We start from the raw sequence: 22,626 nt of genomic DNA on the forward strand, positions 1-22,626 counted from the left end.
CCCCAATGCCTTAAAGATGGTCCAGCAGCACTCACTTGAGAATACCAAGCGCTTTCAGCTGTTCCGCGACCTGTTCTGCGCCATAAATCGTGCGGATGGTCGGGTTCATCGCCTGACCATCCATGACGGCAATGGCCTTGTTCTTGACGGCTGGCATCTGGCTGACCGCAGGGTCTGTGTTGAGAAACTGGATCTTGGCTTCTGGCTTGTCGAGTTCCCAACGATTACGGTCGAGATTTGCAACAACAATGACGTCAGGGTTGGCGGCGATAATGCTTTCCCAACCAAGCGTCGGCCATTCGGCTTCTGCCTTGATGGCATTCTCGCCGCCCAGAACGTCAGCGATGAAGCTCGAGGCACCGTTTCCTCCACCCAGATAGGCGTCCGCCGATGGCGACGGGCTGGAGAACCAGAAGACATAAGAAAGTTTCTTACCGCTCGCGGGAACGCTTGCGCGCAAGGCCGCCTCGCGTGCCTTGAAATCAGCGATCAGCGCCTGACCGCGATCTGAAACATCGAAAATCTGCGAAAGCTCGTCGATCTCCTTATAAAGAAGATCCATGTTCCACAGCTTGTCGCGGCTGCCATATTCATCCCTGACCTTCTCTGTGCTCAGGCACGTGCTGGGCGAAAGATAGGTGGGGACGCCTACCTTGTCGAAATCCTCGCGCTTTGCAACCTTGCTGTTCAGGCCAATGAGGCTTGGAAGAGCTGCCGCTACGAAATCCGGATTTTCTGCAAGGATCGATTCAAATGTCGGGAACTCAACGGTGAGAAGCTTTACTTTAGAATTGGCGGCTTCAAGCCGCGGCAAAACCTTGCTTGGCCAGAACGCCGTTCCCGCCATTTTGTCCTCAAGGCCCAGAAGCAACATGATTTCAGCGCTGTTCTGTCCAAGGCTGATCGCGCGCTCCGGCGCCTTCTGAAACGTTACTTTCGTACCGCAGTTTTCGAGCGTCAGCGGATATTGTGTGGCGGCATCTGCTACATTGTTCTGAAGCGCGAACACAGCAACAAGGCCGGTAGCGGCCAGAAGAGTTTTCATTGCAGTCACTGATAAAATCCTGGATTGCGGGACGCTGTTTTCCGTCGGCCTTGTGGAACTGGCTTTCCTATAATCCAAATGTTGTTTTTAAAACAAGAGTGCATTTGTCTTATTTTAGGCGCGCCAGAGATTGACGCCATGCTTCAATGGGGGCCAACTCACTGTGCATGTTCAGAATTTCAACTTGAAACCCTTTCGTAAGTAGCAATCCCGTTTAAGCTTCGTCGCCTGTTCCGTCACGGCTTCTTCGGGCAGGTTTACACTTTAGAAGCACCGTTCTGACAAGCAGGGTAGGTTACATCTGCCACTCGTCGGCGCAGTATTGCTTCCACGCGAGATCAAGAAAGTTTTGGATGTCGATCCACGAGTGCCTGTCTACGCAGGCGCAAATCCTCGATCTGTTGTTCGAGCGTGAGAATGTCCTCATCGATTGCCTGAACGCGCTGCTCTATATTGGAATAGGCTTCCTGCAATAACTGTTTGGCTTCGGTCTTGCTCGATGCGCTCGGTGTATCTCCTCTCAGTGGACGGTTAGCCGTTTCGGGTAGAAAGAACGCCGTGATCAGCCCGATAACTGCAGCGCACATAAGATAATAGGCGGGCAAATAGAGGTTCTCTGTGGCCTCGACGAGCCAAGCAGCAACGGTCGGCGTCAGTCCCGCGATGATAATCGAAATATTGAATGCCGCCGCGAGAGCACTGTATCGAATACGCGCGGGGAAAAGCGCCGGAAGTGTTGACGCCATAATGCCAGTGAGACAATTAAGCAGGACTGCCAGCATCAGCAGCCCGACAAATATCGTTGCGATGTTGCCACTGGCGATCAGGTGAAAGGCAACAACAGACAACAACAGCAGGCCAACGCTTCCGATAATCAGAAACGGTCTGCGGCCAAACCGATCACTGAGAAATCCCACAACTGGCTGAACAAACAGCATGCCGATCATCACCACGATGATGATGAGCACACCGCGGTCCTCGGAATAGCCAAGGCTTTGCGACAGGTAGGTCGGCATGTAGGTCAGCAGCATGTAATAGGTGATGTTCGTCACCAGCACCATTCCGGTGCACACACTTAACGCACGCCAATATTTGCTGACAATTTCATTGAATGACACCATCGGGCGGTCTTCGATTGCATCCCGATCTTCTTTTTCCAGTGCTTCAAGTTGCTGCATAAACGCTGGCGTTTCTTCAGCCGCATGACGCAGATACAGTCCGATCAGCCCGAGAGGCGCAGCAAAATAGAATGGAACCCGCCATCCCCACTCTAGAAAGGCTGTTTCGCCGAGCATTGTGCTGAGAAAAACAACGAAACCGGCTCCCAGAACAAAACCGGCAATCGAGCCAAAATCGAGCCAGCTGCCCAGAAAGCCGCGACGTTTATCGGGTGCATATTCTGCTACGAAAATAGCAGCTCCGGTATATTCACCACCGACGGAAAAGCCCTGCGCCAGCTTACAGATCAACAGAAGGATTGGGGCCCAGATGCCAATGGTGGCGTAAGAGGGGATGAGGCCGATGCAAAAAGTGCTGGCGGCCATGATTATAATGGTAAGGGAAAGGACTTTCTGGCGGCCAAAACGGTCACCCATGACGCCAAAAAACAACCCACCAAGGGGACGCACCAGAAATGGTACGGAAAAAGTAGCCAGGGCTGCAATGGTCTGCGTGCCGGGCGAGGCATTTGGAAAGAACACTTGGCCCAAAGCATAGGCGACGAAGCCATATACGCCAAAATCAAACCACTCCATGGCATTGCCCAAGGCTGCAGCGGTGATAGCCTTTTTGAGCTTTACGTTATCTATGACCTTGATATCATGAATTTGTAATGGTTCGATCTGGGATGAATTGCTCGAAAGATTGCTTTGGGTCATTCTTTCTGCCTTTGGCTTTTAACTCCCACTAAAATACATTTATAGTAGTCAACCGGCAACTTTCAACGTTGATGCGGGAACGACTCGCAAGGTGCTTTGAACACGATAGGTGGGAAACATCGAAACGAATAGAAAGCTTTCGTACAAACTGGGACTGTCAGCCCCTTGTTCTCACCATGTAAGATCAGTGAGCTGGCCTACTCGCAAAAAAGTCAGGCCGTTATTCCAAATGCCAGTCGCGGTTCGTTAAATTCCTTAATAGCTACGCCTTGTTGGCGCCCGTCAGAGCACTCCAGCACATATCGATAATCAACTGCCTTTCCTCGGGCTCAAGGGGAAGCGGGTTGGGACGTCTTCGTTTCAGGGTATGACGGGTCGCACCGCGAGCAAAACTTGCAAGGAGCTTTGGCGATCCTGAACGAACCGAATCCGCTTCCTGCGCGGCGAGAATGATCGCATCGGTATATGCGAGGAAATCCCGGAACAAATCAGCGGTTTGTTCCAGCGTCCGGACCGGGTTGTTGTTCAAATAATCGAACAAAGCCGCCCGCTCAGCATCTTCCCAAATAAAATCGACATAGCGCTCCAGATATTGGCGGATGCGCTTTTCATGTGGAAGGTCCGCCGCCATTTCCGGCGCCAGCTTTGATCGCCACACCGGCAAGAGAATTGAAACGCAGTACGTCGCCACCCACGCGCTTGCTGAATGAAGATTCCGCCGAGCAGGCACTTTTTTTTTGGGTGAAAGGGCCTTTCCGTTCTCTTGCTCAGCCCTGCATACGGTATTGGTGATCTAAGCACCAGCCGACGCCCATCAGCGATTTCGGCTGTCCGCCAAGCGATCTTTGTAGCAAAGATTGCTTTTACAACTCCGTGGTGTCGACGATGTCTCGCCCGGTCGCGGCAACCATTTCCATCCGCTGTGCGAATTCCCGTCGGAGCGTCCGTCGGAGTTCGGCTGCTTCATGGCGCCTGCGATCCAAAGCGTCGACTGGGATCAAGGCAGGCACTGCAACAGGTCGCCCGGTATCATCGACCGCTACCATTGTAAAATAACAGGAATTGGTGTGGCGGCGCTTGCCCGAGCGGATATGCTCCGCTTCCACGCGAATGCCGATCTCCATGGACGTTCGGCCAGTATGGTTTACCGAAGCCCGAAACGTCACGAGTTCACCGACGTTGATCGGCTCCTTGAACGTGACCTGATCGACAGAAAGCGTAACTGCATATTGTTTCGAATAGCGCGATGCACAGGAAAAAGCGACACGGTCCAGCAGGTTCAACAAGGCGCCGCCGTGAACCTTGCCGCTGAAATTTGCCATGTCGGGCGTCATCAAAACCGTCATTTCCAGCCGGTGAGGATCGGGTTCGGTCGGCAGCATAAAGGTCCTTTCCGGGTCGTGTCAGCTCCGAATTCTTATATCGGCACCCGCATTACTAGCGCAATCGTCGGCTTTTTGCCGCCAACCCAGTGTCAGCATGTTTCGTGTGCATGCCATTCGATAATTTTCGGCGTGGCATTGGATTCGCCGCACGTCTCCGCGAACGGCTCGTCTACATCGATTCGCGTACGCGCTCCCATGCATTGGTCAAATGGCGGCCCAATACTTCGGACAACCGGGTCGCGTTACGGGCTTCCAGAGCCTCGATCATTTCTTCATGCTCCGATACAGCCGCCGCCCATTTCTCGGCGCCTTCATGGCCGACGAAACGAATCCGTTTCAATCGTGTCTGCAGCATTTGGTGAACGTCTGCCAGCGTAGGGTTCTTGGCAAGACGAACAATGGCGATATGAATCTGCTGGTTCAGTTTGTAATATTGCAGCCGGTCAGCGGTTCGGTAGCGCTTAATCATTTCATCGTGCAGCGAACGAACCTCAGCAATTTCCTTGTCTGTTGCGAGCTCGCAGGCGAGTTTGCCTGCTAGCTCTTCCAGGGTACGCAGGACGGTGAGCATGTCCTTGACATCAGCTGCGCTAAACCGTTTCACAACTGCGCCGCGGCTTGGAACAAGCTCGACCAGTCCTTCGCTGGCCAGATATTTGATAGCCTCACGCAGCGGTGTGCGGGACACGCCGAGCTGCTCTCCAAGCTGCCCTTCGTGCAGGCGCGTGCCGGGCTCCAGCTGTCCTTCAATGATCATGTCGCGCAGATGGTTGACAAGCATATCGTGCAAAGCCGTGCGGCGGAACGATTGTGAGCCGTGTTCGGCTTGCTCGGTTTTCTGATTTTCGTCCATCGGCCTTTTTCTCAAAGGGTGAGCCCGAATCCTTACCTCACCGTTCGAGGTGAAGATGGCTGGCCTGCTCTCAACCGTCAATATAAAATGCTGCATACAGAATACAAAATACTTGCGTCGCACTGAGACCTGCCATATGCATATTGCATACAGAATGCAGATGAGGAGGATACGAATGACCGCTAATGGCGCTGAACCGAGCGTGATTGCGCTTGCAATGGGGGATCCAGCCGGTGTCAGTCCCGAGCTGACAGCACGTCTCCTCGCTTTGCCCGATGTCAGAAAGGAAGCGCATCTCATCGTGTTTGGTGATCGTCGCATTCTGGACGAAGGTGCGCATATTGCGGGTGTTGAGCTTGATCTTCAGGAATCCACTCTCGAAAATGCACCGAACATGCCGGTCGGCAAGCACGTCTTCATTGACTTGAGGAATCTCGATCCGAAGGATGTCGTGCGCAGTGAAGCCACGCTGGTCGGCGGAACATTTGCAACCCAGAACTTTCGTACTGCATTGGAATTTGCCGATGCCGGGCATGCGCAGGCTGTTTGCTTTACGCCGTTCAACAAGCAGGCCATGCGGTTCGCCTATCCAGGTTATGACGACGAAATCCGCTTTGTTGCCGATGTGCTGGGCTTCAAAGGCAAGGTGCGTGAGTTCAATGTTCTGGAGAAAGTCTGGAACGCACGCGTGACGTCGCATATTCCACTCAAGGATGTAGCTGCGACCTTGACTGTTGAAGGAATTCTCGCCGAGCTGGAGCTGGCCTGGTTTTGCTTGAAGAAGGCGGGACATGACAATCCGAAGATCGCAGTGGCCGGACTCAATCCGCATGCCGGTGATGGCGGCAGCTTTGGCATGGAAGAAATTGACGTCATTGAGCCTGCAGTCAAGGCGGCGAAAGCCAAGGGGTTCGATGTCGATGGTCCGTTTCCGGCTGACACAGTGTTTCTGCGCGCGCTGAAGGATGGCTTTCAGGCGGTGCTGACCATGTATCACGATCAGGGGCAGATCGCGATGAAGCTGATGGGCTTCGACAAAGGTGTGACAATGATGGGCGGATTGCCGTTTCCTCTTTGCACTCCTGCTCACGGCACTGCATACGATATTGCCGGGAAGGGCGTCGCCGACGTGGGGGCCACGCGCGAAGCGATCCTGCTCGCGGCACGAATGGCGAAAAGAGCAGCTGCACTTTCAGACGCGGCCTGATTTTCGACATTTTGACACTATCGGCATGGGGGGAGGCCTGTGCCGCTTAACTGGGAGGATGGACCATGAAGAAGTCTTTGCATATCGCGTGCCTGACGGCAGGTGTGGCAATAATCGCATCATCTGCTTTGGCATTCGAGCCGACACGGCCCGTGGAGTTTGTCGTGACCGCCGGACCGGGCGGTGGCACAGATATTTTCGCGCGTACGATTCAGTCTATCATCGGCAAATATGATCTGATGAGCGCGCCAATCGTTGTCACAAACAAGGGCAGCGCAGGCGGGGCGGAAGGCTTTGTCTATACTGCTGGCTATAAGGGCGATCCTTACAAGCTCGCATTCGGAACCAACAACGCCTATCTTCTGCCAGTACGTGCCAAAGTACCTTATAAATCGACAGATTTGCTCCCCGTCTCGGCGCTTGCTTCGGATGAATTCATTCTTTGGGTCAACGGAAAGTCCGACTTCAAGACAGCCGCAGAGTTTATCGCCAAGGCGAAAGATGATGCGGGCATGAAGATTGGCGGCAGCCAGTCCAAGGACGTTGACCAGATTCTGACATCCATGATCAACGATGCCACGGGCTCAAAGCTCGGCTATATCCCTTTCAAAAGCGGTGGCGAAGCCGCCGTTCAGCTTGCGGGCGAGCACATCGCAGCCAATGTCAACAATCCGAGTGAGAACCTCGGTCAATGGCAGGCGGGTATGGTGAAACCACTTTGTGTTTTCAAGGGAGAAAAGCTCAAGGGTGACGGCAAGGTTGCTGGCGACATGGGCTGGAGCGACATCCCGACCTGCAAGGAAGCAGGAATTACAATCGAAAATTACTCCATGCCACGCACCGTATGGCTTCCAGCCGGCGTCGATCAGGACGTCGTCGATTACTATGCAGGCGTACTCAAGAAGGTTGCAGAGACACCTGAATGGGCGAAGTATCTTGCCGATAGTTCGCAATCTTCCGCCTATATGAGCAGTGGTGAACTCTCATCCTTTATCAAGAGCGATGAAACAGCGGTAACAGCCGTGCTCAAGCGTGAAGGCTGGCTCGCCAACTGACGTTTTGTGCAGTCATGCAGACGCCGATGGCGTCTGCATCATTCATCAAAGGGGTTCATCCCATGAGTGATAAAGGTGAAGGCGGCATTTCCCGCTTCGTCATCGAGACGGGCGTTGCTCTCCTGACAGGCGCGCTGGGAGCGGCGGTCTGTTTCGGCGCACAACAGGCTGGTACGGGCTGGACGGAAATGGGGCCGGATGCGGGTTATTTTCCGTTCTACATCGGGCTGCTGATCATGTTCGGAAGTGCGGTCAATCTCGGTGTGGCATTTGTAAAACATCGCGGTAGCGGGGAAGTCTTCGTTGAACTCTCCCGGCTGAAACCGGTTTTCGGTTTCGCCTTGCCGCTCGTTGCCTTCGCTGCCATATCCTCGGTTCTCGGGTTGTATGTCGGCACGGCACTCTACATCGCTGGAGCGATGATGTTTCAGGGACGCTACAAGTGGTGGGCTTCCATATCAGCCGGTATCGCCATTTCCCTGTTCTTTTTCGTCATTTTTGAAATCGGCTTCAAGGTTCCGCTCCTTAAAGGCCCGGTCGAGGCTTTCTTCGGCATTTATTGATACCGGAAAGTCCGATGTCTTTGGAGGAAAGACATGGAAAACTTCAGTCTCTTGATGGATGGCTTCGCCCATATACTCAGTTTCAATCATGTTCTGTTGATGATGCTGGGTGTGACGCTTGGAATTCTGGTTGGCGTCTTGCCGGGATTGGGCGCGCCCAATGGCGTTTCCCTGCTTTTGCCGCTGACATTCACGATGGACCCTATTTCCGCGATTATTCTGCTTTCCTGTATATATTGGGGAGCATTGTTCGGCGGATCGACAACGTCCATTCTGTTCAATATTCCAGGCGAGCCTTCCTCTGTTGCCACCACGTTCGATGGTTATCCGATGGCGAAGGCCGGACATGCGAGCCGCGCTTTGACGCTGGCATTCGTTTCCGCTGGTATCGGAGCACTGGCGGGCGTGGTGATGATTACACTGCTCTCCAGTTGGGTTGCCAATTTCGCCCTGCGGTTTTCATCGCCGGAATATTTCGCTGTTTATTTTCTGGCTTTTGCCAGCTTCATATCCATGGGCGCTCAATCGCCCTTCAAGACGCTCGTTTCCATGATGATCGGTTTTGCTTTTGCTTCGGTGGGCATGGATACGATCTCGGGCAATTTGCGCCTGACATTCGAGATACCGGAACTCATCAAGGGTATTTCCTTTCTGATTGCAGTGATGGGCCTGTTCGGGATCGGCGAATTGTTGCTGACGACGGAAGAGGGGTTACGCTTTGATGGAATCAAGGCGCGGGTGCGTCTCGGTGAGATTGGGCGTACGCTGCTGGAAATGCCGCGCTACTGGTTTACGCTTGCACGATCGACGCTGATCGGTATCTGGATGGGCATAACACCCGCCGGGCCAACGGCCGCATCCTTTATGAGCTATGGCGTGGCCCGTCGTTCCGCCCGTGATAAATCGAAGTTCGGCAAGGGAGACCCTCGCGGTATCGTGGCACCGGAAACCGCTGACCATTCAGCCGGTACATCTGCGCTTCTCCCGATGCTTGCGCTTGGCGTGCCGGGTTCGGCTACCGCTGCTGTGATGATGGGCGGCCTGATGATCTGGGGCCTCACTCCCGGCCCGACATTGTTCACGGATCGTCCGGATTTCGTATGGGGCCTGATTGCGTCCATGTATCTTGGCAATATCGTCGCCGTTATTCTGGTACTCGCGACCGTTCCGCTCTACGCATCTATTCTGCGCGTGCCGTTCTCGATCATCGGACCGATCATTGTTGCGGTCATTTTCTCCGGTGCCTATCAGGTCGCCAACTCGATAACCGACGTCTGGCTGGTTATCGCATTCGGGGTGCTGGGTTATATCTTCAAGAAACTAGATTATCCGCTGGCGCCGTTGGTTCTCGCCATGGTTCTCGGAGACAAGGCAGAAGATGCATTCCGTCAGTCGATGATGATGTCCGGCGGCGAACTTTCCATATTCTGGTCGAATGGCTTGGTTGCGTCGTTAATGACGCTCGGCGTCTTCCTGCTTGTTTCTCCCGCCATCTTCTGGGGTATTGCCAAACTGCGCAGCCGAAAAAACGAAATTTCCTCCGGTAACAGCAATATGGCGTGACTTTGATGGATCACACAAAAGAACAGGAACACAAGTTGAAACAGACGACATCCAAATGGACACGTGAAACCTGGCCGATTGCAGCGGCGATGATCCAGTATCCCAATATGCTGCCGGATGGCAGTTCGGTGCAGGATCAGTCGCCAGAAGATTGGGCGCGCACTTTGTCTGACGTTGCGGATGCAGGGTTTACCGAACTCGATCCAACTGACAGCTGGTTGCGGCTGGCGGATTTGTCCCCGGCCCGTCTTAATGAGTTCATGGCGGTCGCCAAATCGCTTGGCTTCACGATACCTGCGATTTCCACCTCGCGGCGCAGCGTGATCGATGCACGACACGGCGACGAATATCTGGCCTATGGACACAAGGTCATCGACACGGCCAAGGAAGTCGGCGCCAGTTGCGTTTCCTTCGGGCTTTTTGAACCGCTGACGGACGCGCAGAAACAGGCATTGTGGTTCTGGACGGTCGATGGAGCGAAGAATCCTGACGATCCGGCTATCTGGAACAAGGCTGTTGAACGCATTCGCGAACTCGGTCGCCACGCAGAGGAGCTTGGTATAGAGCTGTCGCTTGAAATGTACGAGGATACTTATCTTGGCACTGCGGACAGCGCAGTTCGTTTTGTTGAGGAAGTGAGCCTAGAAAATGTTGGGATCAATGCCGATCTGGGTAATCTCATTCGTCTGCACCGTCCGGTCGAGCATTGGCAGAAGATGATGGAGAAGGTCGCGCCTTACGCAAAGTTCTGGCACGTCAAGAACTACACCCGTACAGAAGATCCAACGTCCGGTATCATCGTCACGCATCCTGCTCCTCTTGAAAGCGGGATCATCAATTATCGTGCAGCGATCAGAATGGCGCTGGATCACGGATTTGCCAGTCCGCTATTATGTGAACATTATGGTGGCGACGGGCTTTCCGTTGCGGCAACAAATCGTGACTACCTGCGCCGCATCCTGCCTCGCGGCTAATGACCCAGATTAAGGACTGTTTTAATGACGACCATTTTCGACGCGCCGGAGGAGTTTGCCTCGACCGCTCTTGCCGGTTTTGCCAATATCTTTAACCGCTATGTTCGCCACGTGCGTGGCGGCGTTGTACGCTCCACAAAGGTGCCTCACGGCAAGGTCGCTGTTGTCGTGGGCGGCGGCTCTGGCCATTACCCTGCATTTGCCGGATATGTGGGGCCGGGACTCGCGGATGCAGCCGTTGCCGGTGACGTATTTGCGTCACCTTCCACGGCGGCGGTGGCGCGTATCTGCCGGCAGGCGCATAAGGGCGGCGGTATTCTATTGGGCTTCGGCAATTACGCCGGGGACGTCCTCAATTTTGGCGTGGCCGCCGAACGTCTGCGTGCCGAGGGTATCGACGTCCGCATCGTGCCCGTGACCGATGATGTGGCTAGCGCGTCGATGGATATGCACGAGAAGCGGCGCGGCATTGCTGGTGATCTGGTCGTGTTCAAGATTGCCGGTGCTGCCGCCGAAGCTGGTCTGTCACTGGATGAGGTTGAACGCCTTGCACGTCTCGCGAATGCTAATACTGTGTCTTTCGGTGTTGCCTTCAAAGGCTGTACTTTGCCTGGCGCTCCGCACCCGCTCTTTACCGTACCGGAAGGCCAGATGGCGCTTGGTCTCGGCATTCATGGTGAACCGGGGATCAAGGAAGAGGCGATCCTGCCTGCCTGCGGTCTGGCAAGCCTGCTGGTTGAGAAACTTCTGGCGGAACGCCCCGAAGGAACGCAAAAAGTTGGCGTTATCCTGAACGGTCTTGGTGCGACCAAATATGAAGAACTGTTCGGCCTGTGGACGGCGGTTGCGTCGCTGCTGGAAAAAGCTGATCTCCACGTTGTCGCTCCGGAAGCTGGTGAGTTTGTTACCAGTCTCGACATGCAAGGTTGCTCGCTGACCCTTCTTTGGCTCGATGACGAACTCGAACGCTATTGGACGGCAGCTTGCGATACGCCGGTTTTGCGCCGCGGCGAAGCAATCGCAGTCGAGCCTGCCGACGATGTGATTGCCAACGAGGATGCGGTTTCTGTTTTTGCTCCAGCCGATGAGGCGGGGCAGGCCGGTGGCATTTGCATTCAGGGTATTTTGCACGCTGTCGCCGACGTACTGGTCGAGGCCGAAGAAGAACTTGGTCGTATCGATGCTTTTGCAGGCGACGGCGATCATGGACAAGGTATGCGTCGAGGTTCTGCGGCTGCAAAAGATGCAGCGGATCAGGCTGTTAAGGCAGGTGCCGGTGCTGCAAGCGTATTGGCTGTTGCAGGCGACGCCTGGGCAGACCGGGCCGGAGGAACATCTGGCGCGCTATGGGGTCTTCTGCTGCGCTCTTGGAGCACAGAGCTTTCCGACAATGGCAAGATTGAGGAGGGTGCGGTCGTTCGCGGCGGCAGACGCGCGCTTGATTCAGTGACAACCCTTGGCGGGGCGAAACCAGGCGACAAGACATTGGTTGATGCGTTTGTTCCTTTCGTGGAAACGCTCGAAAGGGCGTTTGCATCTGGCAAGACGTTGGCCGATGCCTGGAACAATGCTGCAGAGACTGCAAAGGCGGCGGCAGACGCGACGGCGCCACTTGTGCCGAAACTCGGTCGAGCAAGACCCTTGGCTGAGAAGAGCATCGGACATGCGGATGCAGGGGCCATTTCGCTGGCGCTGGTCGCGAAAACCGTCGGCAGGAAGCTGAGTTAATTTTCTATGCCATGGGGTTCTATGTCGTTTCCAGCTCGGTGCCCGATTCAATGATGATTTGAACATCCAAGCCTTGGCTGATGTATTGTAAGCCTCCCGCTCTTTTACGAGTGGGCGGCAGCGTTGAGCGGGGCAACCCGCATCGATGCAAAAACTGAATATCGATCAACCACCTACTTCGGCCTTGGGGTGATTGAGCGCGGAAACGCCCGACGTTAACTCCTGGCCCGATTTGTGGAGGCGCGTGGCATACGAGAACGCGCCTGCGAAGCCATTACGAACTGTCCGGCAACCGCATCAGATACTGGCACGACACCGGTTTCATCGTCGATGGCAATTTTATCAATGACATTTTTCATCACGCCGGGATGATCCTCTATCGTCGCCGATGATAGGTTGTGCGCAGCGCACAACGAGACGAAAGATTGGTGGTGACGCCAAAGCTGTGATGTATAATCCCAAGGTTTTATAAAATCTGTAACGTTTCAGAAAATGTTTTGGAATGTAATGGGTATTCTCTTTATCAAGGAGCTCTGGCAGGATCGCGTGACCAAAAAATTGGGAAGAAATAGGATATTAATCTGCTAATTCAGTGAGTTATGATCATTTCCAAATTAAACTCTTGCAATGCAGATGGTTTTGAATACGATACCTGTAACGTTTCAGATTTGGGAGGAGATGAAATGTATCGATTGAAGTTCGCGACGTTGGTCGCATCGGTGTGCTGCGTAATGACCGGATCGGTATTCGCTGCCGATCTTGAAGTGACGCATTGGTGGACTTCGGGCGGCGAAGCGGCTGCGGTCAAGGTTCTGGCTGAAAAATTCAATACGCTCGGTGGGGATAAGTGGGTCGATGGTGCCATCGCCGGCAGTGGCTCTACGGCGCGTCCCATCATCATCAGCCGTATTTTGGGCGGTAATCCGATGGGCGCCACCCAGCTCAATCACGGACGGCAGGCGGAAGAACTGGTTCAGGGCGGTTTGATGACCGATCTCACGGAACTCGCTGAAAAGGAAGGATGGGCCGATTTTATACGCCCGAAGAGCCTGCTTGAATCCTGTACCTATGAGCGGCGTCTTTATTGTGTGCCATTGAACATTCATTCTTGGGAATGGATGTGGATCAACCCGCAAGCCTTTCGAGACGCTGGCGCAGAACCGCCGAAAAACTGGAGCGACCTCGTTGCTGCGGGGCCAAAGCTCAAGGAAAAGAACATCGTGCCGCTGGCGACCGGTGATGGCTGGCAAGTGAACGGGATGTTGACGGTTTTGACGACAGCCATTGGTGGCAAGGACCTCTACCTCAAAGTCAATAAGGACAAGGATGCCGAAGCGGCCCGCGGTCCTGAAATGAAGAAGGTTTTCGAGGCGCTGGCTGAGGCACGCGGGCTGGCTGATCCCGGTTATGTCGGTCGCTCATGGAACGAAGCCACGAATATGGTGCTGACAGGCCGGGCCGGTACTCAGATCATGGGCGACTGGGCGCAGGGCGAATTCGGCACGGCGGGCAAGGTTGCCGGGAAAGACTATGACTGTTTGCCGGGGCTCGGCGTCCATCAATATCTCGATACGGGTGGCGATGCGATATACTTCCCCAAGAATAAGGATCCAGAAGTCACTAAGGCCCAGCTCAAATTGGCGAGCATGCTCGTTTCCAAGGAAACGCAGGTGGCTTTCAATCTCGCAAAAGGATCGCTGCCGATCCGTGGCGACATCGACCTCGATACGGCTTCGAGCTGCATGCGCGCAGGCATTGATATCCTGAAGAATCCCGACAATATCGTTCCGTCGGTTGAGCAGTTGCGTGCGCCCGATACACAGGGACAGATCGAGAGCCTTGCGGCGGAATTCTTCTCCAATCCCGATATGACGGTCGATGATATCCAGGAACGTTTTGCGGAGATCATCGAACAGGCGCATTAGAGCGGTTCCTGTTTTGATGGAATCGTCGGAACCGCTCTATCTATTTGTTTTTACGCATTATCCGACGCAAAACCGCTTCGCACTTTTGCTGGAAATGCTCTAGCTCGGTTGCAAGGTCTGGCATTGCTTTGAGGAGGGCAGTGCCGGATTTTCCGGCAATGGGACAGGGAGGATAACATGGCCGTTATAGAAGAGGGCAGTCGCAGAAAGCCCTCCGGAATGTTTCGCAATCTGAATGCGAAAATTGCAGCACTTCCAATGATTGCGACTGTTCTAGTGGTCTTTATCGGTTGTACGCTCTGGACGGTCGCCTATTCCTTCACGTCCTCCAAATCGTTGCCGGTATGGAATTTTGTCGGCTTCGATCAATATGTCAGGCTCTTCGGCGCTTCCCGCTGGCATGTGTCTGTTCGCAATCTGGCAATCTACGGTGTTCTCTGCATGGGGTTCTCACTGGTGGTTGGCTTTTTGCTGGCGGCGCTGATGGACCAGAAGATCCGTTTCGAGAATACGTTTCGAACGATCTTTCTTTATCCTTATGCGCTGTCATTCATCGTGACCGGACTCGTCTGGCAATGGATATTCAACCCTCAACTGGGGTTGGAAAAAGTCATTCGCGATATAGGGTTCGACAGTTTTCAAATGGCGATCCTGTCAAGCCGGACCTATGTCATCTACGCAATCGTCATTGCCGGGCTTTGGCAGATGACCGGACTGGTGATGGTCCTGATGCTGGCCGGATTGCGCAATGTGGATGATGAAATCTGGAAGGCCGCGCGTGTCGACGGCATTCCCAAGTGGAAAGCCTATCTCTTCATCATTTTGCCTATGATGCGCCCGGTGCTGGTGACAACAGTGGTGCTGATCGCGACCGGCATTGTGAAACTCTATGATCTGGTTGTCGCCATGACCAATGGCGGTCCGGGGATCGCTTCGGAAGTGCCGGCCAAATATGTCTACGACTTCATGTTCGGCTGGGCCAATCTCGGACAGGGGCTTGCCGCTTCGACGGTCATGCTCACCACCGTCCTCATCATCCTCGTCCCATGGACCATGCTCGAATACAGCCGGAGGAAAGCGCGATGACGGAAGCAGTGCTGAACCGGAAAATGGAAACTGCGCTGGAGCGAACCGAGGTTCCGCTTGGCGTGGCGCAAGGCAGTGCTGCGCGACCTTGGGGGCGCACCGAAACGACGCTTTGCACCTGCTACTGTCATGCTCTACAGCATCCTGTTTGTAGCCGCTGTTTACTATCTTTTGCCACTCTATGTGATGGTTGTGACCTCATTGAAGGGCATGCCGGAAATACGCCTCGGCAATATCTTTGCGCCACCCGTCGAAGTCACGTTCGAACCGTGGGTCAAGGCATGGAGCCAGGCCTGCACCGGCCTTTATTGCGAAGGCATCCGCGCCGGGTTCTGGAACTCCGTCAAGATCACCGTGCCAAGCGTTATCGTGTCCATCGCCATTGCTTCGGTCAATGGATATGCGTTGGCGAACTGGAAATTCAAAGGATCGGAAATCTTCTTTTCGGTCCTGTTGTTCGGGGCGTTTATTCCTTATCAGGTCATGCTTTACCCGCTTGTCATCATAACGCGGGAACTAGGCATATTCGGCACGCTGGCTGGTGTTGTGTTCGTCCACACGATTTTCGGCATGCCCATACTGACACTGCTGTTCCGCAACTATTTTGCCGCCCTGCCGCCCGAGCTCTTCAAAGCCGCGCGGGTAGACGGTGCCGGGTTCTGGCGCATCTTTTTTCAAATCATGCTGCCAATGTCGTTCCCCATATTCGTGGTTGCGATCATTCTGCAGGTGACCGGAATCTGGAACGATTTTCTGTTCGGCGTCGTGTTCGCAGGGACACAGAATTTTCCGATGACCGTTCAGCTCAACAATATCGTCAACTCCATGCAGGGTGTGAAGGAATATAACATCAATATGGCCGCCACCATTCTGACAGGCGCCGTACCTTTGTTCGTTTACTTCGTATCGGGCCGTTACTTCGTACGCGGTATCGCTGCGGGCGCAGTGAAAGGATGAACCTCATGAATTCCAGTGTCTCTATTCAGGATCTGTCGCTCGATTTCGGTTCCGTCAACGTTCTGCAAAATCTCAATCTGGAAATCGGCGAGGGCGAGTTCCTCGTGCTTCTGGGGCCATCCGGTTGCGGCAAGTCGACTTTGCTGAACTGTGTAGCAGGTCTGCTCGATATTTCCGAGGGCAGCATCTTTATCAAAGGGCGCAATGTCACATGGCAAGAGCCCAAGGATCGCGGCATCGGCATGGTGTTCCAGTCTTATGCGCTTTATCCGCAAATGACTGTTGAGAAGAACCTGTCTTTCGGTTTGCGCGTCGCGGGCCTGCCCAAGGCCGAGATCGACAAGCGCATTAAACGCGCCGCCGAAATTCTCCAGATTGAACCATTGCTGCAAAGGAAACCCTCGGCCTTGTCGGGGGGCCAACGGCAGCGCGTCGCTATCGGGCGGGCGCTTGTTCGCGATGTCGATGTGTTCCTGTTCGACGAGCCGCTTTCCAATCTCGATGCCAAACTGCGTTCCGAGTTGCGTGTCGAAATCAAACGCCTGCACCAGAAGCTTGGCAATACGATGATCTACGTTACCCATGACCAGATCGAAGCCTTGACACTGGCCGATCGTATCGCCGTGATGAAAGGCGGCGTCGTCCAGCAGCTTGACGACCCGCTGACAATCTACAATCGCCCGAAAAACCGTTTTGTTGCCGGTTTTCTGGGGTCGCCTTCCATGAATTTCTTTTCCGGCGAAATCGCTTCGCGAAGCGGCAAGCCGGTCTTCCACATAGGCGAAGCCGCGGTGCAACTCGACGGTTATGACGGTGCGCTGGAACAAGGGCGGAAGGTGACGCTGGGTGTCCGACCCGAACATATCAAGCTTGATGTCGCAGACGGGTTCGAGGCCACGGTCGATCTGGATGAGCCGATGGGCGCGGATAGTCTGGTTTGGCTCAAGCTAAACGGACATGCGCTGTCTGCGCGTGTCGAGGCCGGCAAGCGTTATCGGGCAGGCGATAGGGTCAGGATCGGCTTCAAAGCCGACGCCCTGTCGCTATTCGATTCTCAGTCTGAGGAAAGGCTCTAGATGAACAGCTACGCACACGCGCGATAGCGCTTCCATCATATGTGAAACGACTGACGTTCAAGAGACGGCACGAAGAATTCGCGCCGTGACGGGAGAGCTTGTCTCGTCGAAATCCGGTTAAAATTCAGGATCAGGTTCAAAGGATGAAAGACATGAATGGTTATTCCTATCAACTCTACAGCTCCCGCAATTTCCAACCTTTAGAGCGAACTTTGACCATGCTGCGCGATCTCGGCTACAGCAGGGTCGAAGGATATGGCGGCATCTATGCCGATCCGGCGCAACTGAAGAAAAATCTGGATACGTTCGGACTGTCCATGCCGACCGGTCATTTTGGCCTCGATATGCTGGAAAACGAAGTCGACCGTGTTCTGGAGATCGCAAAGGTTGCCGATATGAAAGCAATCTTTTGTCCCTATCTCGACGCGGATCGCCGTCCGGATACGGTTGCAGGCTGGCAGGCGTTCGGCAAACGGCTTGCCGCTGCCGGTGAACCCTATCGCAAGGCAGGCTACGCGTTCGGCTGGCACAATCACGATTTCGAGTTTCGGGTGCTGCCGGACGGCTCGGTTCCGCAAGAACATATTCTCGATGCGTCGCCGGAACTCGCATGGGAGGCCGATATAGCCTGGATCATCAAGGGCGGGGCCGACCCTCTTCGATGGATCGAACGCTATGGTGACCGCATCCTCGCTGTGCACGTCAAGGATATTGCGGTTAGCGGTGAAAAGACCAACGAGGACGGTTGGGAAGATGTGGGCCATGGAACGGTCGATTGGGCTGGATTGTTCGCAGCCCTGCGCAAAACGCCGGTGCGCTATTTCGTGATGGAACACGATAATCCATCGGACGATACGCGGTTTGCCAGCCGTTCCATCGAAACCGTAAAGACACTTTGATCTGGAGAAGAAAATGACGAACATACTTGGTGTCGGCATTATCGGTTGCGGAAATATATCGGCGGCCTATCTGCGGCTTTCGCCGATGTTTCGATCCATTGAAATTCGCGCATGTGCCGATATTAATCCAGCGGCGGCCAAGGCGCGCGCTGAAGAATTTGGCATAAAGACTCAGACCATCGATGAATTGCTGCAGAATGACGACATCGATATCGTCGTCAACCTGACTATTCCTGATGCGCATTACGCCGTCACAAAACAGATACTGGCCGCAGGCAAGCACGCCTATTCGGAAAAGCCGTTGGTTTTGTCCATGGAACAGGGGCTTGAACTGAAGGCGCTCGCCGATGGTGGCGGCCTCAAAGTGGGCTGCGCTCCCGACACATTTCTTGGTGGAGCGCATCAGCTTGCCCGGCGTGAAGTCGATCGTGGTCATGTCGGACGCATCACATCGGGCACTTGCCATGTCATGAGCCATGGCATGGAGCACTGGCACCCGAACCCGGATTTCTTCTTCAAGCGCGGCGGTGGTCCCATCCTCGATCTGGGGCCCTATTACATTGCCAATCTGATCAACCTGATCGGTCCGGTAAAACGGGTTGCGGCGCTGACCTCCGCCGCGACGCCGACGCGGACTATCCTGTCGGAGCCACGCAACGGTGAAACCATCCCGGTCGAAACCCCAACCACCATCCATGCGCTCCTTGAGTTTGAACAAGGCGCGACAATCACATTGTCTGCAAGCTGGGATGTCTGGTCGCATCGCCATGCAAATATGGAACTATATGGCACGGAAGGATCGCTCTATCTGCCCGATCCGAACTTCTTTGGCGGTGACGTGCAGGTGGTAAAACCGGGTCAGCCTGCGACGACTGTTGAAAATTGGAGCCATCCATTTGGCATTGCGAATGAAGAACATTCCAATGGCATGATGGCGAATTATCGTACAGCCGGATTGGCCGACATGGCGACTTCTATTCTGGAAGGCCGTGACATGCGCTGTTCGCTTGAACGCGCCTTGCATGGTGTCGATGTCATGCTCGCCATTCTCAAATCGGGCGAGGAGGGGCGTTTCGTTGAGGTGGCGACAACGTGCACCAGACCTGAAGCGCTTGATATTGCCGCCGCCGAGGCTTTACTGCTTCCGGCACAAGCCGAAGCAAAGCGGGCAATAAGCTAGCTTCTTCTTTTCTCGAATAGCGCAAGCCGTTCGATCGTCGGAACGGCTTGTAGCTCAACTTGTGCTTTCATTATCCTATCGTCTGGAGCGATTTTATATCCGCTCCATTGATGCGCCCCAAAATCGCCTTGCCGAGCTGTTGCCCGGCCAGTTTGAAACTTTCCTCCACCACAATCAGGCCGGGGCGGAACCAGCGTAGAATTTGAGTGGACTGCTTCGCCGCAACATCAACTTCCTGACCGATATGCAATCCGGCATCTTCAATGCCCGCAACAACAGCCAATGCTGCTGCGCTGCCTGAACATATGATGCCATCGGGGCGATCAAGGCTTTTCATCAGATCGGCGATATAAACACGAAGATATTCAAGTGGTGTATCGAGATCAACACCTTCTAATGGCGAACCGAAGCAACCAAATTCCCGCAACCCTTCATAAAACCCATTGACCATATGGCGGTAATAGGTCAGCTGCGCTGGAGGGGTCAACAACACAAGCTTTTTGCGCCCGCGAGCGCATAGCTCCCCCACCATCCTTCGGGCAAATGCTTGATTATCGAAGTCGTGATATGGATGGTCAATGCCTGCATCCGTTCGCCCGTGGGTAGCGAATGGAAAATCATGCTCGATCAGATAGTGCACGCGCTGATCGTCGGGCTCGGTACGTGAAAAAATGATACCGTCAGCGGAGCCGGTCTCTACGATATAGCGTATGGGCTCAATGGGCGCTCTGGAGTCGAAATAGGGAGTCACGATCAGATGATATTGGGTCTCGGCCAAAACGTCGGCCACGCCATGAATGACCTGACTGGTAAAGCCCATGATTTCGTCCTGTGTATTGAGGACAAGTGCGATGACGTTCGTCTTGCCTGTGCGCAGTCGCACTCCCGCCCGGTTGGGGCGATAACCGATTTGGCGCGCAATAAGCTGAACGCGTTTTCGGGTTTCAGGACCGATTTCAGGAGCATCTTTCAAAGCGCGCGAAACGGTCGTGACACCGAGCCCAGTCATGAACGCGATCGTCTTCAAAGTGGGCCGGTCATTCTCGTGGAATGATGTTGCCGGATTAAGTGGCTTCGAAGCGCCAGAACCTCGTTTGTCATTCATGCGCATTCTGTCCAAAAACAAAGGTCAATACAGGAGTTAACACCCAAACCATATTGTGCTGAACAACGAACGACAAGAACTAGTTAGAGCGTTAATATCGCAAACTATTTTCAACGACCACAGATGGGATTTTTAGGTTTGCCATACGGTTTGTATCTGACGGTGTTGTGACCCGGAAGATCGCGCGATGGACGGCACATGTGCTGAGCATTCATGCACAGGGAGGCTATCAGCCTGCAATACCGTTATACCGCGCCGCTTGTCGAGCCGGCGCTTCTGGCGATCATGTTTCACCGTATGGCTTTCAGGAGGGTGGCATAGATCCGGTTTAAAGATGTTTCGATAATATTCGCCCAAGCAATCAAGGCGATTTATGTGATATTTTAGATACATTAAGATATTAGAATTTTGATGGTTGCCTTTCCCCGCCAACGACCGGCGCGTGTATTTTTCAACCGAAGTCGATGTTTTCTAACGATAAAAGCTGAGTAATTTATGCATGTTTATTTTGTCCGCCTAGAATTCTTCTAAATCATTGTGATTGCGCGATATTTTTCGGACCTCTATGGCGTGAGACAGCTGCTATTTCGCAAATGCGGCTGTAAACATGTTGTCTGGAGCGCGCGAAGGAATGACTTCCCGGTTTTGGGATCTGACTGAACTTTATGAGAGCGAGCAGATTAGTCTGCGGACTTTTGTGCGTCGTATTGTCGGAAACGCCGCCGCAGCCGAAGATGTCGTTCAGCAGGCCTTCCTGAACCTGCTTTCCCACTATGACGATGCGGCACAGGTGCCGGGTCCCGCTTATGTGAAGCGCACAGCGCGCAATCTTGCGCTTAATCACTTACGTGACGCCCGTCGCAGGGCGGATGTGGAGTTGGAAGACGACGCGCCGGAGCGTTACGCCGACGGCACGCCTTCGCCGGAAATGACGGCGCTATTTCGCAGCGAGCTGCGACGTCTTTTGCAGGCCATCGCGGATTTGCCGCCCCGCCGCCGTCAGGCTTTCGTCCTCAATAGGATCGAAGGCCTCACTTACGATGAAGTGGCCGCGCGTATGGGAATTTCGCGCAATACGGTTATAACCCAGATTGTGGCGGCTCTGGCCGAACTCGACAAACGGCTCTCCGCATAGGAAGAGCCAAGGCAGTTGTGGACAGGCATGAAGGATTTCGAGACTGACCCGGTTTTCATGAAAGCGCTGGAATGGTTCGTGCTTTTGCAGGACAAAGCCGTTAGCGCCGATGACCGGCGTGCGTTCTCGGTCTGGATGGCGTCCGATCCGGCCCACCAGCTTGCTTATGAGCGTGCGCAAGCTCTGTGGCAGCGCTTTGATGCCGTGAAACCGGAATATGATAGGTACAAAGGATCGAACCGTGTCAGCAGGCGCGGGGTCGTTCTGGGCGGCTTCGCGGCGCTGGTACTGGCGCCCGGTGGCTATATGCTGTCGCGCCCCGGCTTGTTTGCGACCTACAAGACGGATGTGGGCGAGCGCCGAAGCTTTACCCTTGCCGATGGCAGCACGGTGGAGCTTGGCAGTTATTCCGCCCTTTCGGTCGAATTTTCGGACAAGCGCCGCGATCTGGTGCTGCATCAGGGACAGGGCTTCTTTCAGGTTGCCGCCGATGCGACGCGCCCTTTCGTGGTTTCCGCCAAAGGTGGCACAATTACCGCGCTTGGCACAGCCTTCGATGTCAAGCTGGACGAAGATGCCGTGACCGTTTCCGTTGTTGAACATGCCGTGTCGGTGGCCTTTGGTGATGCTGCGCCAGTTCGACTTGATGAAGGCTGGCAGCTGACGTTCATTGGTGGCACTATCGCCGCGCCGCATCGCTCTGACAGTCAGATCGTCGAAGCATGGCGCAATGATCGCGTTATCTTTGAAGATGTACCGCTGCGCCGTGTGCTAACGGAACTCGAACGTTATCGCCGGGGCAGGATTTTCCTGACCGATGCCGAAATAGGCAATATGCCGGTGACGGCGATCTTCGATACCCGCGATGCGGAAGCGGCGCTTGCCACCATTGCGGAAACCCTTCCCGTCAAGGTTATGAACGCTTCCGGCTGGGTAACAGTCGTCACGCGGCGTTAATATGACAAAAATTATCAAAAATATTTTCCGGACCGATCATTAGTTCGCGCTTCCGA

At 54.3% G+C, this 22,626-nt stretch carries 21 protein-coding genes; 15 read left to right on the plus strand and 6 right to left on the minus strand.

The window, feature by feature from the left end; translation table 11 throughout:
* Window positions 1-31: 31 nt before the first annotated feature.
* The 5 genes from HWD97_RS04530 to HWD97_RS04550 all read right to left on the minus strand — a co-directional run bounded on the left by HWD97_RS04530 (window position 32) and on the right by HWD97_RS04550 (window position 5,160).
* Complete coding sequence (locus HWD97_RS04530; protein ID WP_124916184.1) at window positions 32-1,054, minus strand: ABC transporter substrate-binding protein; 1,023 nt, start codon at window positions 1,052-1,054, stop codon at window positions 32-34.
* A gap of 329 nt (window positions 1,055-1,383) precedes the next feature.
* A complete protein-coding gene (proP, locus tag HWD97_RS04535) occupies window positions 1,384-2,922 on the minus strand; it encodes a glycine betaine/L-proline transporter ProP (RefSeq protein ID WP_371834790.1) in 1,539 nt (512 codons plus the stop codon).
* A gap of 262 nt (window positions 2,923-3,184) precedes the next feature.
* Window positions 3,185-3,553 carry a hypothetical protein gene (locus HWD97_RS04540; RefSeq protein ID WP_171318131.1) on the minus strand — a complete coding sequence of 123 codons (369 nt, stop codon included), beginning with the start codon at window positions 3,551-3,553 and terminating at the stop codon, window positions 3,185-3,187.
* Window positions 3,554-3,785: 232 nt separating this feature from the next.
* Window positions 3,786-4,304 (minus strand): acyl-CoA thioesterase, encoded by a 519-nt coding sequence (locus HWD97_RS04545; protein WP_167836138.1) that lies wholly within the window; start codon window positions 4,302-4,304, stop codon window positions 3,786-3,788.
* A 172-nt stretch (window positions 4,305-4,476) separates the two neighbouring features.
* Entirely contained in the window at window positions 4,477-5,160 is a 684-nt protein-coding gene (locus HWD97_RS04550) for a GntR family transcriptional regulator (protein WP_109366317.1), read from the minus strand.
* Between the two features lie 175 nt (window positions 5,161-5,335).
* Between HWD97_RS04550 and HWD97_RS04555 the strand changes: the two genes are divergently transcribed.
* The 13 genes from HWD97_RS04555 to HWD97_RS04615 all read left to right on the plus strand — a co-directional run bounded on the left by HWD97_RS04555 (window position 5,336) and on the right by HWD97_RS04615 (window position 19,373).
* Window positions 5,336-6,367, plus strand: coding sequence for a 4-hydroxythreonine-4-phosphate dehydrogenase PdxA (locus HWD97_RS04555; RefSeq protein ID WP_124916186.1), 1,032 nt, complete (start codon window positions 5,336-5,338; stop codon window positions 6,365-6,367).
* Between the two features lie 65 nt (window positions 6,368-6,432).
* Window positions 6,433-7,422, plus strand: a complete 990-nt coding sequence (locus HWD97_RS04560) for a Bug family tripartite tricarboxylate transporter substrate binding protein (protein WP_371834791.1) — start codon at window positions 6,433-6,435, stop codon at window positions 7,420-7,422.
* A gap of 62 nt (window positions 7,423-7,484) precedes the next feature.
* Complete coding sequence (locus tag HWD97_RS04565) at window positions 7,485-7,985, plus strand: tripartite tricarboxylate transporter TctB family protein (RefSeq protein ID WP_140025878.1); 501 nt, start codon at window positions 7,485-7,487, stop codon at window positions 7,983-7,985.
* Between the two features lie 33 nt (window positions 7,986-8,018).
* On the plus strand, window positions 8,019-9,548 hold the full coding sequence (locus HWD97_RS04570) for a tripartite tricarboxylate transporter permease (protein WP_371834792.1): 1,530 nt from the start codon (window positions 8,019-8,021) through the stop codon (window positions 9,546-9,548).
* A gap of 5 nt (window positions 9,549-9,553) precedes the next feature.
* A complete protein-coding gene (locus HWD97_RS04575) occupies window positions 9,554-10,522 on the plus strand; it encodes a sugar phosphate isomerase/epimerase (RefSeq protein WP_124916190.1) in 969 nt (322 codons plus the stop codon).
* A 24-nt stretch (window positions 10,523-10,546) separates the two neighbouring features.
* The gene (locus tag HWD97_RS04580) at window positions 10,547-12,250 is read left to right on the plus strand and encodes a dihydroxyacetone kinase family protein (protein ID WP_371834793.1); all 1,704 of its coding nucleotides are present in this window, start codon (window positions 10,547-10,549) and stop codon (window positions 12,248-12,250) included.
* Window positions 12,251-12,546: 296 nt separating this feature from the next.
* Window positions 12,547-12,642 (plus strand): Atu4866 domain-containing protein, encoded by a 96-nt coding sequence (locus HWD97_RS04585; RefSeq protein WP_339442397.1) that lies wholly within the window; start codon window positions 12,547-12,549, stop codon window positions 12,640-12,642.
* Between the two features lie 291 nt (window positions 12,643-12,933).
* Window positions 12,934-14,175, plus strand: a complete 1,242-nt coding sequence (locus HWD97_RS04590) for an ABC transporter substrate-binding protein (RefSeq protein ID WP_371834794.1) — start codon at window positions 12,934-12,936, stop codon at window positions 14,173-14,175.
* Window positions 14,176-14,352: 177 nt separating this feature from the next.
* Window positions 14,353-15,261, plus strand: a complete 909-nt coding sequence (locus tag HWD97_RS04595) for a carbohydrate ABC transporter permease (RefSeq protein WP_109366310.1) — start codon at window positions 14,353-14,355, stop codon at window positions 15,259-15,261.
* A 57-nt stretch (window positions 15,262-15,318) separates the two neighbouring features.
* Window positions 15,319-16,218, plus strand: a complete 900-nt coding sequence (locus HWD97_RS04600) for a carbohydrate ABC transporter permease (protein ID WP_371834795.1) — start codon at window positions 15,319-15,321, stop codon at window positions 16,216-16,218.
* Window positions 16,219-16,223: 5 nt separating this feature from the next.
* The gene (locus tag HWD97_RS04605) at window positions 16,224-17,294 is read left to right on the plus strand and encodes an ABC transporter ATP-binding protein (RefSeq protein WP_121539228.1); all 1,071 of its coding nucleotides are present in this window, start codon (window positions 16,224-16,226) and stop codon (window positions 17,292-17,294) included.
* A gap of 152 nt (window positions 17,295-17,446) precedes the next feature.
* Window positions 17,447-18,193 carry a sugar phosphate isomerase/epimerase gene (locus HWD97_RS04610; protein WP_109366308.1) on the plus strand — a complete coding sequence of 249 codons (747 nt, stop codon included), beginning with the start codon at window positions 17,447-17,449 and terminating at the stop codon, window positions 18,191-18,193.
* Window positions 18,194-18,206: 13 nt separating this feature from the next.
* On the plus strand, window positions 18,207-19,373 hold the full coding sequence (locus tag HWD97_RS04615) for a Gfo/Idh/MocA family protein (protein ID WP_371834796.1): 1,167 nt from the start codon (window positions 18,207-18,209) through the stop codon (window positions 19,371-19,373).
* 70 nt (window positions 19,374-19,443) lie between these two features.
* Here the strand turns inward: HWD97_RS04615 and HWD97_RS04620 are convergent, their stop codons facing one another.
* Window positions 19,444-20,478, minus strand: a complete 1,035-nt coding sequence (locus HWD97_RS04620; RefSeq protein ID WP_109366306.1) for a LacI family transcriptional regulator — start codon at window positions 20,476-20,478, stop codon at window positions 19,444-19,446.
* A gap of 631 nt (window positions 20,479-21,109) precedes the next feature.
* Here HWD97_RS04620 and HWD97_RS04625 point away from each other — a divergent pair.
* Both HWD97_RS04625 and HWD97_RS04630 read left to right on the plus strand, forming a co-directional pair.
* Complete coding sequence (locus HWD97_RS04625; protein ID WP_121539214.1) at window positions 21,110-21,613, plus strand: RNA polymerase sigma factor; 504 nt, start codon at window positions 21,110-21,112, stop codon at window positions 21,611-21,613.
* A gap of 27 nt (window positions 21,614-21,640) precedes the next feature.
* Entirely contained in the window at window positions 21,641-22,570 is a 930-nt protein-coding gene (locus HWD97_RS04630; RefSeq protein ID WP_109366304.1) for a FecR family protein, read from the plus strand.
* Window positions 22,571-22,626 lie beyond the last annotated feature (56 nt).

The sequence above is a fragment of the Ochrobactrum sp. C6C9 genome (assembly GCF_022627935.1).
In the GTDB taxonomy this organism is placed as follows: Bacteria; Pseudomonadota; Alphaproteobacteria; order Rhizobiales; family Rhizobiaceae; genus Brucella; species Brucella teleogrylli.